This window comes from Alteromonas sp. 4NS20-0143 (assembly GCF_057542855.1).
The window spans coordinates 1-18,624 of sequence record NZ_BAAJLR010000002.1 but is presented as its reverse complement, the minus strand read 5'-3'; the positions used below and the strand labels follow the sequence as shown (position 1 = coordinate 18,624).

Genomic DNA, 18,624 nt, shown 5'->3' with positions numbered 1-18,624 from the left:
AATTTACGCTGGCTAACGTAAGGTCAATTACTGCAAGAGTACGCTAAATTGCCGTTAAAGTTTAGTGCGGCGAACTTTATGTTGCTGTGGTGTTCGTATCGATAGTCTTACGTAGGTTAAAGGAACGTAAATGAAGCAATCCACATCGGTTTTATTTGTCTGTTTAGGGAATATTTGTCGTTCTCCTACAGCAGAAGCAGTTTTTAAACATAAAGCGGCAGAAGCGGGATTAGATCTCTTCATCGATTCTGCAGGCACCCATGGCTATCATATCGGCAACCCACCGGATAAGCGCTCTCAGGCGGCGGGTGTAGAGAGAGGTTACAGTTTTAAAGGGTTGAAGTGTCGTCGAGTTCACGAAAGTGACTTTGAAAAATTTGATTATATATTGGCGATGGACGAGAGCAACCTGGGTAATTTACACGGCATGTGTCCTGCTCAATATCACGAGAAAGTCAGTCTGTTTCTCGATTTTTGCGATGAAGATGAAAAAGAAGTGCCCGACCCGTATTACGGTGGCAAACGAGGGTTTGAGTTAGTGCTCGACCTCATTGAATCGGCCTCTGACGGCTTAATTACACACATAAAAAACGCCTCCAGTAGCGCGGTGTAACAACTAGGCCTGCACACGTTGATAAATCCTAAAGCAACGGTTATTGCAGTTGCATCATTATTTGTTGTTGCGTTAGCGAGTGTGCTCGCTGTCGTGGCGTTTTCAGATTCACCGAACGCGCTTAAGCTGCATATTTTATATCAACTGCAGCTGCCTCTTGTGCTGACTGCCACCTTGGTGGGGGCTGCGTTATCGGTGAGCGGAGCGACCTTGCAGGTCGTGCTTAGAAATCCACTGGCAGATCCAGGGATTATCGGTATTACAAGTGGCGCTAGCCTTGTGGCGGCTTTGCTGCTGCTCATAACGCCATACTGGGCCCAAGCATACCTTCACTATTTATTACCATTAGGGTGTTTTATCGGTGCACTGGCAACCACCTTCACTATCTACAAACTCGCCAGAAAACTACTCGGATCTTCTACTGCGGTTATCTTATCAGGTATTGCTATTTCCACCTTGAGCGGGGCAATTATTGCCTGGCTTTATTTATTTAGCGATGCCAATTCACTTAGAAATCTTACCTTCTGGTTAATGGGAAGTTTGTACCAAACCAGCTGGCCAATACTGCTTGTGGGTGGCCCACTGATTATTGCGGCGTTGTGGTACCAGTTTGCCAGTTCAGGAAGCTATAACAGGCTATATGCTGGTGATGTGGCTGCAACAAGTAGCGGCGTTGATGTGCATCAGCTTACCGAACGCAGTTTAATAGCCTGTGCAATTGCGGTAGGGGCTGCAGTCTCAATGGCCGGCTCTATTGCCTTTGTTGGGCTGTTAATACCACACATTCTTCGTTTACTCGTTGGGCACAATAATAAGTTTCTTCTGCCACTGTGCGCTTTAGCCGGGGCAACCCTGCTGCTGCTTGTTGCACTGTGCTCAGAGCTTACAAGAGCAATCACTCTGCCGGTGTCGATGATTACCGCTACACTAGGCGGGCCGCTGCTTATCTGGGCGTTGTTAAAAGGTCAGCTTCGATGAGTACGGTGCTTCATATAAACAATATTAGTCTCACCAACCGCTTACAAGTTGATTCTCTGCATGCTGTAAAAGGGGAGTGCGTACACCTTCTTGGCCCAAACGGTGCGGGAAAAAGTTCGTTGATGGCCGTTATTGCCGGCCTTATTACGCCAGAGCAAGGGGAAGTGGTGCTGTGCGATAAAGCACTAAGCACCTGGTCACTTGCCGAGTTAGCGTCACTGAGAACCATGCTATCGCAACAGTTGGAGTCGAACTTTGCCTTACGTGTGGGTGAGTACTTATCGTTTTATGCTCAAAGTCATCGCGATAATCTTCTTATTCCGGTTATGCTGGAACGTGCGCTTGAAGTAAAGTCATTTCTCGACAAGCCCCTTACGCACCTTTCTGGAGGGGAGCGACAGCGAGTAGAGATTTGTCGGGCACTGCTGCAAATTTGGCCTCAGCTGGAAATCGGGGAAGGCATTGCTATTCTTGATGAACCCCTGCAAGGGCTAGACATTCGACATCAATACGCCGTTGCTACACTTACCCAAGCTCTATGCGCTAAAGGCAACACCATTATTATGAGTTCTCATGATATTGCTTTAAGTGCTAACTACAGTACTTCACTGTGGCTTATGAATAAGGGGCGTGTTGTTGCAAGCGGTGCGCCGCATTCAGTGGCGAATCAACATAATTTAGAGCGCGTATTTGAGTGTCATTTTCTAATAAGCAAGAAGAAAAACTTTCTAGAAATTCAAGTTTGCGCGCCTATCACCCTCCCATAAGTATGTTAAAATATACAAAGATTATTTTTTTAGCGTCCGTAAGCATGCTCGTATATGCATGGTTTTACGTTGACGTATTTTCAGGAGAGTACCGGTGAGTGAATGGAAAGTAGATAGCTGGAGGCAGAAACCTATTCTGCAGCAGCCAGAATATGAAGACAGTGCCTTATTAAGCAATGTTGAACAGACCCTTAGTACTTATCCTCCATTAGTGTTCGCAGCTGAGGCCAGAGAGCTTCGTCGTCAGCTTGGTGAAGTGAGCCTAGGAAAAGGGTTTTTATTGCAGGGCGGGGATTGCGCGGAGTCGTTTGACGAATTCAACGCACCTAAAATTCGCGATACGTTTAAAGTGCTTTTGCAAATGGCGATAGTGCTTACATTTGCGGGGCGTTGCCCAGTAACCAAAGTTGCTCGCATGGCTGGCCAGTACGCCAAGCCTCGCTCTTCAAATTTTGAAACGCGAAATGGCATTACACTGCCAAGCTATCGCGGCGACATCATCAACAATTTTGAGTTTACTGAGGCGGCGCGTCGTCCAGATCCTAACCGTTTGCTAGAGGCGTATCATCGCAGTTCTTCTACGTTGAATTTATTACGCGCCTTTGCGCAGGGTGGGTTAGCAGACCTTCACGAAGTGAATCGTTGGAATATGGCGTTTGTAGAAAATAGCCCCCTTAAAGAGCGCTATTCTGATATGGCCACGCGCATTCAAGATTCGTTGGAGTTTATGGATGTTATTGGTATTAATGCTAATTCGAGTTCTACGCTGCACGAGACATCGCTGTTTACGTCTCACGAAGCCCTGCTATTGAACTACGAGCAAGCGCTAACTCGCACTGATACGCTAACTGGAAAGCCTTACGATTGCTCGGCGCACATGGTATGGATAGGTGAAAGAACGCGCCAGCTTGACCATGCGCACATTGAATTTTTCCGCGGCATTCACAATCCCATCGGCGTCAAAGTAGGGCCAAGTATGGAAGAAGACGAACTAATTCGTCTCATCGATACATTAAACCCGTTAAACGATCCGGGTCGTTTAACACTGATAACGCGAATGGGGGCTGACAACCTTGCCGATAACCTTCCGCGCTTACTGCGCAGAGTGAAAAATGAAGGTCGTCATGTTGTATGGAGTTCAGACCCCATGCACGGTAATACGTTCTCTGCGTCTTCTGGCTACAAAACTCGTAATTTCGACGCCATATTGCGCGAAATTAAGCAGTTTTTCCAAGCCCATGAAGCAGAAGGCACTCATGCTGGTGGTATTCATTTAGAAATGACGGGACAGCACGTAACAGAATGTACGGGCGGCGCGTACGAAATAAGTGACGAAGACTTAGCCCAAGCGTATAAAACCCAATGCGACCCTCGATTAAATGCGGATCAGGTATTGGAAATGGCGTTTTTAGTGGCTGATCATTTGCGCAACGCTTAAGCCTCAACGTTTAAATCAAAGTTTATAAAGCCAGAGCTTATAAAGTTTAAGCTCGTCATTAAAGCTATGCCGCAAATCAAAAAGGCGCTCATATTTACATTCAAATGTAATGCGAGCGCTTTTTTTAGTTTTACTTTCTTGTTTAGCTTGCCAGCACATGCTGGCGCTCTTCCTCGCTTAACACGCCGGTGAATATGGTTTCTCTTCTCAGATTTGCCGTGCGCTCGTCATCAGCAAGCAGTAAAGACTTAAATAGCTCAGGGTCGTTGATGGTTTCTAAAATACTGCTCCACAGCATATAGCTGCCGTAACGCATGAGCCTATTGTTGTAGCGCTGCTCTAAGGTTTCGCGCACGCCATCAAGTAAGTCAGGGTTATTGAGTACCTTTGTTGCCATGGCCTCGTGTATTTTTAAAATGCGGGCGTTGACTTCACCTCGCCTCTGTTTACGGGGTCTTACGGACATAGTGTTTGTTCATCGTGCTTGTTTATTCATAGTGCTTGGTATGGGCTCTTTGGGTAAATTCCTTAATCATCATAAAGAAGAGGCTCGACAACAGATTCAAGGCCATTCAATTTAATTTCATACATCAGTGCAAGTTGCTCTCCCAATTTACCGCTAGGAAACCCTTGCTTGTGAAACCAAACCAGGTACGTTTCGGGAAGATGAAACAATCGTCTTCCCGCGTATTTACCGAACGGCATAGTTTGGTTTATTGCTTCTTTTATGCTTTCCGGGTCCATATGTTAATTTCAAATCCAGTTGTTAAGGCTCGAGTTTGTTACGCTGTTGAGTTTGCCACAATGAGGCATATTCGCCGTCTTTTGCGAGTAAGTTATCGTGTGTGCCTTGCTCCACAATGGCTCCCTCGTTAACCACTAATATCTCATCGGCATCAACAATAGTGGATAACCGATGGGCAATAACAAGGCTGGTATGGCCTTTAGCGGCATCGCGCAAGGCTGATAGAATAGCCTTTTCAGAGGCACTGTCTAAGGAGCTTGTCGCTTCATCGAAAATCATAATAGACGCACCTTTAAGCAAGGCTCTAGCAATGGCCACACGCTGTTTCTCGCCACCAGAGAGCTTTAAGCCTCTCTCGCCAACGGTTGTCTCGAGTCCCTCTGGCAGCTTCTCGATAAAAGCTTCAAGATGGGCAAGTTTAATCACCTGGCTAATTTCGTCATCAGTGGCTTTGGGGTTGCCGTAGCGAATATTCTCTTTTAACGACGTATTAAAAAGCACAGTGTCTTGGGGCACTATGCCAATGTGAGCGCGAAGACTATCCTGTGAGAGCTGTTTTATGTCTTTGCCGTCTATGAATATTTGGCCTTCATTTGGCTCATAAAAGCGAAACAGTAATTTCATAATAGTCGACTTACCGGCACCACTTGCACCAACCACTGCAATCTTTTTACCGGCTGGCACAGTAAAGGTGATGCCGTTGAGTATTTTGCGTTTTTCGCCGTAAGAAAAATGCACGTCTTTGAAGCTGACGGTAGGGTTTGTTGTCTTCAATGTCTCTGCATTCTCAGCATCTTTAATTTGAGGAACTTGCGCCAGCAGATTAAACAGTTTGTCAATATTGGCAAGGCTGCCCCGAATCTCTCTATACACAAAGCCAAGGAAATTAAGGGGCATAAAAATTTGCATGGTAAACGCGTTAATCAGCACAAAATCACCAATGGTCATTTCCTCGTTTAACACGCCTAGCGCCGCATTGGCCATCATCGCGGTCATGGCAATGGCGATAATACTCGCTTGCCCAGCATTAAGGGTAAAAAGGGATAGTCTATTTCGTCGACGGGCTATTTCCCATGCTGCTAAATCTTCATCGTAGCGATTGGCTTCGAAACGCTCATTATTAAAATATTTCACGGTTTCAAAGTTGAGTAGACTATCTACCGCCCGCGAATTTGTGGTGGAGTCGGCTTCGTTCATCTGTTTCACAAATTGGGTTCGCCAATCGGTAGCTTTCTTGGAAAAGCCCACGTAAATCACAACACTAATAACGATAATCAGGGCAAAAGAGATACCGAATTGAAACAGTAGAAGGCCTACAACAAGGCTTATTTCTAACAGCGTTGGTACTATGTTAAACACCATAAAACGCATTAAGAAACTAATGCCGTTTGTACCCCTCTCTATATCTCTAGACAGGCCACCTGTTCTGCGGTTTAAATGAAAACCCAAGTCTAAATTGTGAAGGTGTTTAAATACCTTGAGGCCCACGCGTCTCATCGCGCGTTCTGTGACTCTACCAAATAAGGTATCGCGCACTTCTCCCAGTAATACATTGAGCAGCCTAAGCACTCCATAGGCCACAATTAAGCTGATGGGAACGGCCACTGCCAGAGTGGTAAGATCGCCATTGAGACTGTCTACGGTGTATTTCAATACGTAAGGCAGGCCTATGCTGGCAAGCTTTGCGGCCACTAAGCAAAGAATGGCCAGTCCCACGCGTTGTTTAAATTCAAAAAGATAGGGGACGAGTTGGGACAGTACTTGCCATTTTACAGGCTCATCATCATTAATAGGTAAGCGGTTTCTTCTCATTTTATACTGCAGTAACGTCCAAATTTGCTTCTATGTATGCCAATAACATCAAAACACATGCTACAAAGGCGATTTAGTGACTTAATAATACGTAGCTTAACAGTACGAAATGAAATGATTCTAAGATTATGTCGGTCTCAATTAACGTAAAGAAAAGCGCTACTCTATTTATATACGCTGCTGGTAGTGTAAAGTAACGACAGTGCAGAGTACATAAGAAGCCAATTGGCGAATAAGATATAGCAATACACGTTGGTGTAATTTTTTTCATCGTTGTATCTTGCCAGAATAGGTTGTTGGTAAAGATGCAATAAAAGCAGTAGGAGTTAGTTTGCTAGAAGATAGTTTCGGAAGACAGTTTCATTATTTACGTTTATCGGTAACCGAAGCATGTAACTTCCGTTGTCAGTATTGTTTGCCCGATGGCTATGATGGCCCCTCGAGCGATCAGTTTATGTCACTATCTGAAATTGACACTTTATTGCAAGCTTTCGCTAGCTTGGGCACCTCAAAGGTACGTCTCACTGGCGGAGAGCCCACTCTAAGGCGCGACTTTATTGATATTCTTCAACTCACCGCAAATACGCCAGGCATCGAAAGAGTTGCTATGACAACTCATGGCGCGCGTATGGAAAAATATGCATCTCAGTGGAAACAGGCTGGTCTTGATCAGGTTAACGTAAGCATAGACAGCCTCGACCCCAGGCAGTTTGCTGCTATTACTGGGCAAGACAAACTGAAGTCGGTATTGAGAGGGTTAGATGCCGCAGTCGACGCCGAACTAGAGGTAAAAGTAAATTCAGTATTACTTAATGATTTTTCAGACAGTCGACTACAGCGATTCTTATCATGGCTTAAAGATATGCCAGTTACGCTTCGCTTTATTGAGCTAATGGAAACAGGGGATCTTTCTCAATTTTTCAGCAAACAGCACCAAAGTGGCTCACCTTTAAAAACAACTCTTGAAAATATGGGCTGGCAGCCAATTGTTCCGAGAAAAGACGCGGGCCCTGCACAAGAGTTTTATCACCCCGACTACGCAGGCAAAATAGGGCTAATCATGCCTTACAGCAAGGATTTTTGTAAAACGTGTAACAGACTGCGTGTATCTGCTCCCGGTAAACTTCATCTTTGTTTATTCAGTGAAAATGGTATTGATATGCGCGACCTTCTGGCTAAAGGGGATGTGCAGGAGGTAGTGACATTTCTGAAACATGCTTTAGGAACAAAACATGCAACTCATTATTTGCATGAAGGGAAAACCGGTGCCACTAAACACTTAGCTATGTTGGGTGGATAGATTTATTTAGTGAGTTTTTGCTCGAAAGATGGGGGATAATTGAGATGGATCAACCTAGCGCGGTTAAAAAGAAAACGATCCACATTGTGCATAAAAATTTATTTGGATAATGACAAAAATAAGATATATTCGAAAAAAATAATAAGAGAAAAGGATTTATATGCAAATCAGGGATAGTGCACGTCTTTCCTACCACTACATAACCGAGGCAGATGCTGATTTTCTGTGGGAAGTAGACCAAGATGAATTGGTTATGAAGTTTATAAACGGTGGTAAAAAATCTTCTAAAGATGACATTCAAAATATTTTTGTTCCTCGATTTCAAGCGTATTCTAACCCTGCTTTTGGTTGGGGGTTGTGGCGTGTTGAAAGGCGAGATAACAAGGAAAGCATCGGCTGGATTTTAGTAAGGCCTTTCGGTTTCTTCACTAACGCGCCTGAAAGCGACAATATAGAATTAGGCTGGCGTTTCAAACGAAGTAGCTGGGGCAAGGGGTTCGCCACGGAGGCGGCAAATGCCATAAAGGAAAATTTATATGACCTCGGTATCGATAAGTTTTCTGCCATCGCTAATCCAGACAACACTGCGTCTATCAATATTATGAAAAAGCTAGGTATGTCCTTTAGCCACGAACTTGAGTACAAAGACAGCGTTTTTCAAGAATTGGTAGTGGTATATACCACCTAGTAAAGATCAATACGCCCTATTGCTGCTCGTTACAACGGCTCATGTCATTCGCACTGTATATACAAATAGGAAATGCACCTTTGGTCGCATAGAAAGCGAGAGCAAAATAGATTATTGTTTTAATATTAGAAATTCAGCTCGCGTGCCAAATAAAGAGAGCGTACATTTGCGAAAAATGACGACCCATCAAGCTTTTTTCTTGCGGGCTTTCACAGCACTATTCTTGTTTTTTCTTTGTGTGTCCAAGGGGTACTCATCAGGCTCGGATAAGCTAATCAATGAATACACCGTTGACCAACTTACAGCCAGTGACGGTTTCGTATCCTCCGAAATTTACTCCATCATTCAAGACCAGCAGGGCTTTTTGTGGTTTGGTACAGCCGAAAATGGCGTTATGCGCTATGACGGCAATAAAGTCAGACTGTTTGAGTCAAACAAAAAGGTAACACAAGGCCTATCACACAATGATGCCGGCAATCTTATGCTCGATAAGGATGGCAATATCTGGGTTGGTACCTGGGGAGGAGGAGTAAATAAATACGACCCGGCAACAGGAACTTTTCAACGATTTAGCAATGACCCTAACAATGCAACGTCGCTTTCTTCAAATCGCATTCAGTCTCTGTTTCATGACAGCAGCGGCACTATCTGGCTTGGAACGTATAACAGAGGGCTCAATAAATATCTTGGTAATAATGCGTTTCAGCGAGTTCTAAAGGAAGGGGAAGAGGGAAAGAGCACCGGCTTATCGCACAATCGTATTTGGGACATCATCGATAACGATGAGGGATCCCTTTGGGTAGCAACAAGCTATGGCTTGAATCTACTTAATAAAACCACGCTTACTGCCACACACTATTTCCCTGATGAAAACAATAAAACTGCCACAGGCGCCAACGAAATTCGAAGTTTGCTACTGACACGCTCTGGACAATTTTATGTTGCTACCCAGGAAGGCCCTTTTCTGTTTTCACCCCAAACAGGTCGCTTCACTGCGCAGCTTACAAAAGATGGGAGGTCGTTGGGGCAAGTTAACTCGATGATTGAAGATCATCAGGGCGATGTGTGGTTTGTTTCAACCAATGGTTTGTATCGCCATACGGGCGGCGAAAATACGGTTGAGAAAATGGATTTTGGCTATGACAACGGCCTGAGAATAATTTTTGAAGATAAAACTCACACAAAATGGATAACTAGTGAAGTGCACGGCATTTTTAAGCTGTCGCCCCGTCGAAACGTGAAACTGATCAACAGCGAGTCGTTAGTTGCGCCAAACGGCATTGAGCTTGATGAAAATGGCGATGTGCTCATAGTAAATGCAAATGCCGAAATTTTTAAGTGGCAGGTGAACGCGCAACAGCTCGAGCCGGTGTCAAAGTCAGTGTTCGCTGGCTTTGACGATTATTCACAAAGCGGCGTGCTCGAGCGTCCCATTATTTTGCCTGTTAAAACCCCTGTTGAAGCCTCTGACGCAGCTTCTATTGAAGGCCTTGTAGGTGCTAATACACTGTGGGTAGCCCAAGATGACTACTTGGCAAGACTCAACAGAATCACTGGCGAGATACAGCGAATTGAATACCCAAAAGACGACAGCGAATTTCGACACTTTCGCGAGTTTAGAGCCCTTGAGGTAGACGATGAGGGAAACCTATGGGTAGGCACTTATAAAAACGGTGTTTATGTTTATAACGTTCGAGACAAAACATTTAAGCACTTAACCCAACAAGATGGTCTTCCTCACCCTGAAATCCACACTATTTTCAAAGAGCGCAATGGCAACATGTGGGTGGGAACAGGCAAAGGCGTTAGTCGATGGCAGAAAGGCGGCAACCATTTCGACGCATTCAGCACCGCCAAGGAAGACGAAAATTTGCTTGGCAGTATTGTGGAAGATATTCATCAAAGCGCCAATGGCGATATATGGGTTGCAACCCAAAAGGGATTAAATCGTTACCTACCTGACACGCAAAGCTTTAAACAGTTTAGTGAGCAAGAAGGGCTGCCCGCAACCCTCATTCGCGCCATGGCAAACGGGGATGATGGCAAACTTTGGCTTACCACTAATAAGGGCATCTTTTTATACGATCCTTATGAGCAAAGCGCCAGCAACTATACTCGCAGCACAACCCCAACAGGGAAAAATTACTATGCCAACAGTTTAGTTAATTCTGCTCAAGGTACCTTGTTTACCAGCAGCCAAAGGGGTATTGAATATTTTTCTGATGAAGAAGAACAGCAGCAGTTACTCGATGCAGGCATTGTCTTAACTGGGTTTAATATAATGGGTGAGAAGGCGGATACCAATACACCGCTTTCATATCTCACTGACGCTTATCTGTCATACGAAGATTATTTTTTCTCCTTTGAATTTGCACTGCTTGATTATTCATCACAAACGAAACCTCATTTTGCTTACAAACTTGAAGGCTACGATGAGCAGTGGATAGATATTGGCAGCTACAATAATGTGTCATTCACTAATTTAAATGGGGGCGACTATACGCTTAGAATAAAGGCCTTAAAGCCAAACGGTCAGTGGAGTGAGGAACAGCTCGCGGTTCATTTGCACGTAGAGAAAGTGCCATGGAAAACATGGTGGGCCTATGCTTTTTATTGCTTGCTGTTAGTGGGCTTAGTGTTGTTAGTTATTTATTTACGCACCAGGCTGCACCAAACCGAAATTCTTAAGCAGAAGCGTTTTGTGCAGGCCTTAGAGCAACAGGTTTCTGAGAAAACTGCTTCGCTTGAGGGGCAAGCACACCAACTTAAAGCGGCATTAAAAGAAGCAGAAGAGGCAACGAAGCTTAAATCTGAATTCCTCGCCAATATGAGCCATGAAATCAGAACGCCAATTAACGGTGTAATAGGCATGCTGGGGCTACTTAAAAACAGTGGCTTAAATACGCAGCAGGCACACCGGGTTAACATTGCGAATTCAAGCGCTAAGTCCTTGTTGGTGCTGATTAACGATATTTTAGACTTTTCTAAGATTGAAGCTGACAAGCTTGAAATCGAATCGGTGGACTTTGATTTACGCGGTTTAATTGAAGAACTTGCTTATTCAATAGCCCACACCGCGCAAGAAAAAGGACTAGAAGTTGTTGTCGATCTGGCCCAGGTGACCACCTCAAAAATTAATTCAGACCCAAACCGTATAAAACAAATTTTCACTAACTTACTGAGTAATGCGGTTAAGTTTACGGAGCAAGGTGAATTAAGCATTGTGGCAGAGCTACTTCCTGCAAAAGAGGAGGGGCAAATAGTCATGCGCTGCGCAATAAGCGATACGGGTATTGGCATAGAGAAACGCAAGTTAGCAAGTCTTTTTGATGCATTTACCCAGGTTGATGCGTCTACCACACGTCGTTATGGTGGTACTGGACTTGGGTTAACGATTACTAAAAAGTTGTGTGAATTATTAGGTGGTGAAATTACGGTAACCAGTAAGCTAGGTGAGGGGAGTTGCTTTGTAGTGACTTGTGAAGTAAATAAAGTAAACGACGCTCAACCCATATCGCCACGCAAAACCAGCACTAATCTTCACTGCCTTGTTGTAGACGATAACAGTGCCAATAGAAAAGCCCTTGAAAGACAATTCACGGTGTGGGGTATCACTACATCAGTGGCCAATTCGGCTAGAAGTGCCCTTGAACAATGCGAAAATACTGTTAATAGTGTAAAGCCAATTACGACAATATTTATTGATAAAGACATACCTGATATGCCTTTTGATACGTTCTGCACTATACTGCGAGATAATGAGCGTTTTCGTGATATTCGCGTTGTAACAATGACCTCGCTAAAAGATATTAGTAGCGCTGAACAAAATCATGCGTTAGGCGTTTTTGCTAGCTTCCCCAAGCCTTTATCGACCAATGACTTTAAGAGCGTGTTAGAAGATAGCTCATCAATGGATGACTCTCATAACCCTAAATGCGAAAGCACCCAAACCTCAGAGAGGGGCACGCTTGCTGTTGAAGCAGACGGTGTTGAAAAGAGCACTTTTAAAACAGACGCTTTTGAAACCGATACTTTTGACATTGATACGTTTGAAAATAAGCAAGAGCCGTCGCAGTCTTCCTTGAGTAGTACTCGGGTTTTGTTGGTTGAAGACAATACGATAAATCAGATGGTTGCTACAAGCGTGATGGAAAGCGAAGGTTTTCAGGTAGACGTGGCCAGTAATGGAAAAGAGGCCCTTGAGCTTTTACAACAGTGTGGCAACGATAGCGTGTACTCACTTGTTGTCATGGACTGTCAAATGCCGGAAATGGACGGGTTTGAAGCTACCCGACAGATAAGAAGAGGCGTTGGAGGCAAGCAATACCGAGAGGTTCCTATCATTGCAATGACTGCAAATGCGATGAAAAGCGATAGAGATCTGTGCCTACAGGCCGGTATGGATGACTTTCTGACAAAACCTATCGAGCATACAGTTGTCATTTCTACGTTGAGAAAATGGCTTAACAACCCTAACTAAATGCTCGATGGTGTCTTGCTGGCTCTAGACTGTCGAGTCATTATTCTACTTTGCGACTTTGCGACTTTGCGACTTTGCTACCCAGCTACCTTTTTACGGAGCTACCTTGTTACCGAGTCATCTATCGATTTAAGCTTTGAATTCTGCACACAAGCCTACGTGAAGGGATTAAGCGATACTGCTAATTACTTTCCGTTATTCGTTAAGATGCTTTTAACGGTTTCGTAGCGGGATAATTGCTCTTTAGAAAGCTGCGCAGATTCCAACGTTTCCCGACAAGACTTGATGGCCTGTCGCGTGTCAGCCGGTAATGCCTCACGAGACTTTCTAGCACGTATAATGGCTTGCAAGTAGTTCAAGGCAATAGAAGGGTTTTTAGGCATGACTCTGAATGCTTGAGAAAATGTTGAGTAAGACTGCTCAAGGTTACCTCTTTTATACTCAGCGACAGCAGAGTTATTCAGTGCTTTAGGACTTAACGAAATAGCCTTTTTCTCTTCTTGCTCCTGCGCAATGTAGCGACTCATCAAGTCATCGCTTCCTTCATGTTTTTTCAAACGATGGGAGAGGGCTTCAAATATCTTCAGTGAATCGTCTTTAAGCCCCACTTCATGTAGTGCTTTTGCTCTATCTAAAAGAGCTTCTGTAGAGTGGTGTTGTGCTTGGTCGATATGAAAGTCTGATAAGAGCGATTGCGCTTTGGCCACATCATCCTTTAAATAATGTAACCGTGCATCTAAAACATATAACTCGTCTTTAAGTGAGGCCTTAGGGTGAGCCTGCTTTAACTGCTGCAAATAGCTTGTAGACTGCTTAACAATTCTATTCATATCTTCAGGTGCAGAAGTCATCGCAAAGTCGACACCGGCCCTGGCGGCGTTTAGATAAATGTCTGGTGTGTCATGTATGGAGTCACGGGCATAGCGCACAAGTTGTTTGGCACTAGAAAATTGATTTTCATAATTGTGTGTTATACGGGCTAAATTGACGGCCTGCTGGTGGCGAGACACTTTTCTTGGCGAAATATGGCAAGCGAGATTGGTACACTCTAAGGCATCATCAAAAGCATCGAACTGAATCTTTAATTTCGCGAGTAAATCGTAAGCCGCTAGTTCAGAGTCGGGACGCATTGCCAGCTGTAAAATTTCTCTTTCGGCGTCATCAAATTCTTTAAGTGCTAAAAGGCAGTTGGCAATACCTAACTTTGCCCAGCTAAAATCTTGTACGTTTATAATTGCGTCGTAAAACGCTAATGCATCACTGAATCGTTCGTTGAGAATTAATAAGTCGCCCTTAATCTTCATTGCCAGCGGGAAATGTTCAGCGTGTTCCGGCTGAAGTAGAAACTGCTCTACCTCATAGAGGGCTTTCTCGTGGTCGCCCTTGTCCATACAGCGATACACATTCTTTAATGCTGCTTTCCTGGAGAGAACCCGAGAAAGTCGTCTATCCAACTCATTGACTGAAAAAGGCTTCGCTATGAACTCATCAGGTTGCAGTTCGATAATGGCGTGAACGACTTCTGCGGAGGTATCTGCACTCGTAAAGATAAAAGCATTAGTTAACGATAATGCGTTTTGAGATTGTAATTGCTCGAGGAGATAATACCCACCTTGATCAGACCGTAGGTTGTATGAGCAAATAATTGCATCGTATTCGCGCTCTTGCAACGACGCAATTGCGGTGGAAGGACGGTCTACATAGTCCATATTACTAAACCCAAGTTGCTCAAGGGCATAGTGTAGATGACTTTTGGCCAACACCTGATCTTCAGCAATAAGTAATTTAGTATCTTTGGCTAAGTTATATTTCATATTCCTGCCGCATAGTTAATTTTTAAAAACACCCATTAAAAAGCGTTTTACAATAAGCGATAAAAGACAGTGGGCAACGACAATGATTTCCCTATAACCCTCACTATAGCTTTTTATCGGCATAGATGCTCGAAAATTGACCTTTGTGTACCTAATGGTTAGCAAAATCTCATATTGTCCCACGCATTTAATTAATAATTTTGCTTCGATACAGCTTGTAGAAGGTATGTGCAAATACAGTGAGAATTTTTGATCGGCAGCAATAAGTGCTAACCACCCTTCAGCGTATTCTCTGCTTCACTTGGTTTTTGAGTGTTTAAGTTAGTTATATTAATGGCTGGGTTTAAAGGCGATTTTGATAGCAAATAGGATGTTATCTGAATATTTTAATGATTATGTGATTACCAAAGTTAGAATCAACGGCAATTGAGAATACTGAAAGGAAGATTTGAATGACCACTTCTCACTCACTTTCGCCTTAATACTTCAAACTCTTGTTCAATAACTTCTTCTCTTTCGTGTATAGGCTTTAGTTGTTCTTCAAAGGCGTCATTTGGTTGCACGGGCGTTAAAAAACCTGCTGCGATATATCTACAGTTGTTTTGTACTTCTTCAGTGCAATAATCAGTATTTAACTCGTCAACTTTCGCCTGATGCTGAGCATTTGAACAACCGTTTAAAAAGTAAACACCAAGGCCTGCAACCAGCGCGGCTCTTACTTTGGTAGGTATACTTTTAAAAAGTAGTTCTTCATCTTGTTTTACAGCCATGCTGATAAGCGCCTTTATTCGTAAACTTTCTATATTAAATGTATCACACCCATTTTGAACTGTAACCCATTGGTGAGGCTTGATCGCTTTGTGATTTTATTTAAAGGTTGGAGAAGTATCGCTGTAAATCGTTTTGACGTTGTTGAACTGTCGAGTTTTATGGGTTTTGACTAAAAAGAGGAAGTGGTGGACGCTGCTGTGGCTCGTAATGAAGTTATTGAACCGTCGAGTCTTATGAAAATTTTGAAATAAAAAGAGGAAGTGGTGGACGCTGCTGTGGTTCGTAATGAAGTTATTGAACCATCGAGTCTTATGAAAATTTTGAAATAAAAAGAGGAAGTGGTGGACGCTGCTGTGGCTCGTAATGAAGTTATTGAACCATCGAGTCTTATGAAAATTTTGAAATAAAAAGAGGAAGTGGTGGACGCTGCTGTGGTTCGTAATGAAGTTATTGAACCATCGAGTCTTATGAAAATTTTGAAATAAAAAGAGGAAGTGGTGGACGCTACTGTGGCTCGCAATGAAGTTATTGAACCATCGAGTTTTATGAAGATTTTTGGAATAAAAGAGGACGTGGTGGACGCTGCTGTGGCTCGCAACGAAGTTGTTGAACCATCGAATCTTATGAAATTTTGAAGTAAAAAGGGGGAGTGGTGGACGCTACTGGGCTTGAACCAGTGACCCTCGCCTTGTAAGGGCGATGCTCTCCCAACTGAGCTAAGCGTCCGGTAAAACTGAATTCGAAAAAAGAATGGTGGACGCTACTGGGCTTGAACCAGTGACCCTCGCCTTGTAAGGGCGATGCTCTCCCAACTGAGCTAAGCGTCCATCTGTATTTCGCAATTCTAACAACAAGCAAGAGTGGTGGACGCTACTGGGCTTGAACCAGTGACCCTCGCCTTGTAAGGGCGATGCTCTCCCAACTGAGCTAAGCGTCCATCTTGTTTGTTTACTTGCCTGGGCAAGTGGGGCGGTATTATAGAGTTGCTCGTGATTGTGTCAACAATAAAATTAAAGAAAATTACCGTATGCGCGAAAATTAAACATTTTGCCGCCTTTTTCTATAAATTGATGAAAAACGCACCGTTTTTTTGCCACGTCTTTTTCCTGAGCCTCCTAACAGCCTCAAATAGAGAGGCAACGCAAACAATTATAAAATGACATTCTCTACTGAGGTGAGTGTCTGTCCATTTTGCTCGCTTTACGGATACGAGTGTCTGTCCGCTTAACTCCTCGAGTGTCTGTCCGGTACACCCATATATATTCCATGATTGTTTTAGCGGCATGTTGAATGTCACCTGAGTATTAAATATTGCAGAGTGAATGAAGCGGCTTTTGTCGTAACACTTACGCTGGTAGAATGAAGGCAATTAAGTTCTAAATTAACTATAGAGAGTATTCATGTCGGTTGTAACACGATTTGCACCTAGCCCAACGGGGTATCTTCATGTTGGGGGCGCACGCACAGCGCTGTATTCTTGGCTTTATGCAAAAAGCAAAGGCGGTGAGTTTGTACTTCGCATAGAAGATACAGATATTGAACGTTCTACTGAAGAAGCTAAACAAGCAATCTTAGACGGCATGCAGTGGCTTGGTTTAACCTGGGACACAGGCCCGGTTTATCAAACAGAGCGTTTTGACCGATACAAAGAGCTTATCCAAAAGTTACTAGACGAAGGTAAAGCGTACAAATGCTTCATGAGTTCAGAAGAACTTGATGCTATTCGCGAAGCACAAAAAGAAAAAGGTGAAAAACCTCGCTACCCTGGAACATGGCGCGACAGAACAGATCACCCTGAAGGGCAGCCGTTCGTTATCCGGTTTAAAAATCCGCTAGATGGGTTTGTTGAGATAAAAGACCATGTGCGCGGCACTATAGAAATCAGTAACGGTGAACTTGACGATCTTGTCATTCAGCGTACTGATGGAACGCCTACTTATAACTTCTGTGTTGTTGTAGATGATTGGGATATGGGTATTACTCACGTTGTACGCGGCGAAGACCATATCAATAATACTCCGCGTCAGATTAATATTCTTCACGCACTAGGCGCACCTATTCCTGAATACGCTCACGTATCTATGATACTTGGCGATGATGGTAAGAAATTGTCAAAGCGTCATGGCGCAGTTAGCGTAATGCAGTATCGCGATGACGGCTTTTTACCACAGGCGGTGTTGAACTACCTTGTTAGGTTGGGCTGGTCACACGGCGACCAAGAAGTATTTACTCTTGATGAAATGATTGAGCACTTTAGCCTAGATGCAATAGGGCAGTCTGCTTCCGCATTTAACACAGAAAAACTTATTTGGTTGAATCAGCACTACATTAAGTCTATGCCAGCAATTGACGTTGCTGCTCACGCAAAATGGCATTTTGACCAGTTGAATGTGGATGTAACCGCGGGTCCTTCTCTTGAATCGGTTATTGCTATACAAGCCGACCGCGTGAAAACGCTCAAAGAGCTGGCGGAGATCTCGACGTACTTTTATCAGGATTATGATGAATTTGACGCCAACGCCGCGAAAAAGCATCTCCGCCCAGTGGCAAGAGGACCATTAGAGCTTGTGAAAGATAAGCTATTAGCACTTGAAGAGTGGACGCCAGCGAGTATTCAAGCTGCGATAAATGCCACAGCGGAAGAACTTGAAGTAGGTATGGGAAAGGTAGGCATGCCGCTACGTGTAGCATCTACAGGCAGTGGTAATTCACCCTCGCTAGACGTGACGTTAAACCTGCTCTCAAAAGAGAAAGTTGGTGAGAGAATCGACAAAGCGCTTAATTTTATAGCAAACAGAGAAAATTCATAAAAAAACCGTTGACATGGCAGGGGGGGATGCCTAGAATGCGCCCCGCTGTCACGGAACAGTCATATTGAATTGACTACGACACGACGGGGCCATAGCTCAGCTGGGAGAGCGCCTGCATGGCATGCAGGAGGTCGGCGGTTCGATCCCGCCTGGCTCCACCAAGTTACACATTGTGCCTAGCATGATAAAGAGAATATCTTGTAACTTAATAGGCTAACTGAGAACTCGGGTTGAGTGTAATCGGTTGCGACAATATTTCATTACATTGTTGTTTATTTAGTAGATTTAAGGTGTAACTGATTCAAACGGATACGTTTGAAAAGATTTATTGTCCCCTTCGTCTAGAGGCCTAGGACACCGCCCTTTCACGGCGGTAACAGGGGTTCGAATCCCCTAGGGGACGCCATA

13 protein-coding genes and 5 tRNA genes are annotated in these 18,624 nt (G+C 43.9%); 10 read left to right on the top strand and 8 right to left on the bottom strand.

Annotated features, from left to right (window positions below; genetic code table 11):
* The first annotated feature begins 130 nt into the window (after nucleotides 1–130).
* The 4 genes from AC27HD_RS03840 (at nucleotide 131) to AC27HD_RS03825 (ending at nucleotide 3,796) form a co-directional block, all read left to right on the top strand.
* Nucleotides 131–613, top strand: coding sequence for a low molecular weight protein-tyrosine-phosphatase (locus AC27HD_RS03840; RefSeq protein WP_287010030.1), 483 nt, complete (start codon nucleotides 131–133; stop codon nucleotides 611–613).
* A gap of 21 nt (nucleotides 614–634) precedes the next feature.
* A complete protein-coding gene (locus tag AC27HD_RS03835) occupies nucleotides 635–1,591 on the top strand; it encodes a FecCD family ABC transporter permease (RefSeq protein WP_487104682.1) in 957 nt (318 codons plus the stop codon).
* Nucleotides 1,588–2,358, top strand: coding sequence for an ATP-binding cassette domain-containing protein (locus tag AC27HD_RS03830; RefSeq protein ID WP_487103926.1), 771 nt, complete (start codon nucleotides 1,588–1,590; stop codon nucleotides 2,356–2,358). Before AC27HD_RS03835 ends, AC27HD_RS03830 begins: the two co-directional genes overlap by 4 nt.
* A gap of 94 nt (nucleotides 2,359–2,452) precedes the next feature.
* Nucleotides 2,453–3,796: a class II 3-deoxy-7-phosphoheptulonate synthase gene (locus AC27HD_RS03825; protein ID WP_334028257.1), complete on the top strand. Its 1,344-nt coding sequence runs from the start codon at nucleotides 2,453–2,455 to the stop codon at nucleotides 3,794–3,796.
* Nucleotides 3,797–3,938: 142 nt separating this feature from the next.
* On the opposite strand, the gene AC27HD_RS03820 is transcribed toward AC27HD_RS03825, so the two are convergent.
* From AC27HD_RS03820 to AC27HD_RS03810, 3 genes are all read right to left on the bottom strand, one after another.
* On the bottom strand, nucleotides 3,939–4,262 hold the full coding sequence (locus AC27HD_RS03820; RefSeq protein WP_487103924.1) for a hypothetical protein: 324 nt from the start codon (nucleotides 4,260–4,262) through the stop codon (nucleotides 3,939–3,941).
* Nucleotides 4,263–4,324: 62 nt separating this feature from the next.
* Nucleotides 4,325–4,540 carry a DUF3820 family protein gene (locus tag AC27HD_RS03815; RefSeq protein WP_334028262.1) on the bottom strand — a complete coding sequence of 72 codons (216 nt, stop codon included), beginning with the start codon at nucleotides 4,538–4,540 and terminating at the stop codon, nucleotides 4,325–4,327.
* A gap of 22 nt (nucleotides 4,541–4,562) precedes the next feature.
* Entirely contained in the window at nucleotides 4,563–6,353 is a 1,791-nt protein-coding gene (locus AC27HD_RS03810) for an ABCB family ABC transporter ATP-binding protein/permease (RefSeq protein ID WP_487103922.1), read from the bottom strand.
* A gap of 331 nt (nucleotides 6,354–6,684) precedes the next feature.
* Here AC27HD_RS03810 and moaA point away from each other — a divergent pair, with 331 nt between their 5' ends.
* From moaA to AC27HD_RS03795, 3 genes are all read left to right on the top strand, one after another.
* Nucleotides 6,685–7,653 carry a GTP 3',8-cyclase MoaA gene (gene moaA / locus AC27HD_RS03805; RefSeq protein WP_487103920.1) on the top strand — a complete coding sequence of 323 codons (969 nt, stop codon included), beginning with the start codon at nucleotides 6,685–6,687 and terminating at the stop codon, nucleotides 7,651–7,653.
* Between the two features lie 160 nt (nucleotides 7,654–7,813).
* A complete protein-coding gene (locus tag AC27HD_RS03800) occupies nucleotides 7,814–8,341 on the top strand; it encodes a GNAT family N-acetyltransferase (protein WP_349378950.1) in 528 nt (175 codons plus the stop codon).
* Between the two features lie 175 nt (nucleotides 8,342–8,516).
* Complete coding sequence (locus tag AC27HD_RS03795; RefSeq protein WP_487104681.1) at nucleotides 8,517–12,821, top strand: two-component regulator propeller domain-containing protein; 4,305 nt, start codon at nucleotides 8,517–8,519, stop codon at nucleotides 12,819–12,821.
* A 185-nt stretch (nucleotides 12,822–13,006) separates the two neighbouring features.
* On the opposite strand, the gene AC27HD_RS03790 is transcribed toward AC27HD_RS03795, so the two are convergent.
* The 5 genes from AC27HD_RS03790 to AC27HD_RS03770 all read right to left on the bottom strand — a co-directional run bounded on the left by AC27HD_RS03790 (nucleotide 13,007) and on the right by AC27HD_RS03770 (nucleotide 16,343).
* The gene (locus AC27HD_RS03790) at nucleotides 13,007–14,635 is read right to left on the bottom strand and encodes a response regulator (RefSeq protein ID WP_032096083.1); all 1,629 of its coding nucleotides are present in this window, start codon (nucleotides 14,633–14,635) and stop codon (nucleotides 13,007–13,009) included.
* Between the two features lie 467 nt (nucleotides 14,636–15,102).
* A complete protein-coding gene (locus tag AC27HD_RS03785; RefSeq protein WP_032096084.1) occupies nucleotides 15,103–15,405 on the bottom strand; it encodes a hypothetical protein in 303 nt (100 codons plus the stop codon).
* A 651-nt stretch (nucleotides 15,406–16,056) separates the two neighbouring features.
* Nucleotides 16,057–16,132: transfer RNA gene (locus AC27HD_RS03780), tRNA-Val, on the bottom strand.
* A gap of 25 nt (nucleotides 16,133–16,157) precedes the next feature.
* Nucleotides 16,158–16,233 (bottom strand) — tRNA-Val (locus AC27HD_RS03775).
* 34 nt (nucleotides 16,234–16,267) lie between these two features.
* Nucleotides 16,268–16,343: transfer RNA gene (locus tag AC27HD_RS03770), tRNA-Val, on the bottom strand.
* A 463-nt stretch (nucleotides 16,344–16,806) separates the two neighbouring features.
* On the opposite strand from AC27HD_RS03770, the gene gltX reads away from it, so the two are divergent.
* The 3 genes from gltX (at nucleotide 16,807) to AC27HD_RS03755 (ending at nucleotide 18,622) form a co-directional block, all read left to right on the top strand.
* A complete protein-coding gene (gene gltX, locus AC27HD_RS03765; RefSeq protein WP_487103917.1) occupies nucleotides 16,807–18,216 on the top strand; it encodes a glutamate--tRNA ligase in 1,410 nt (469 codons plus the stop codon).
* A gap of 85 nt (nucleotides 18,217–18,301) precedes the next feature.
* Nucleotides 18,302–18,377 (top strand) — tRNA-Ala (locus tag AC27HD_RS03760).
* 169 nt (nucleotides 18,378–18,546) lie between these two features.
* Nucleotides 18,547–18,622, top strand: a tRNA-Glu gene (locus AC27HD_RS03755).
* Nucleotides 18,623–18,624: the final 2 nt, after the last annotated feature.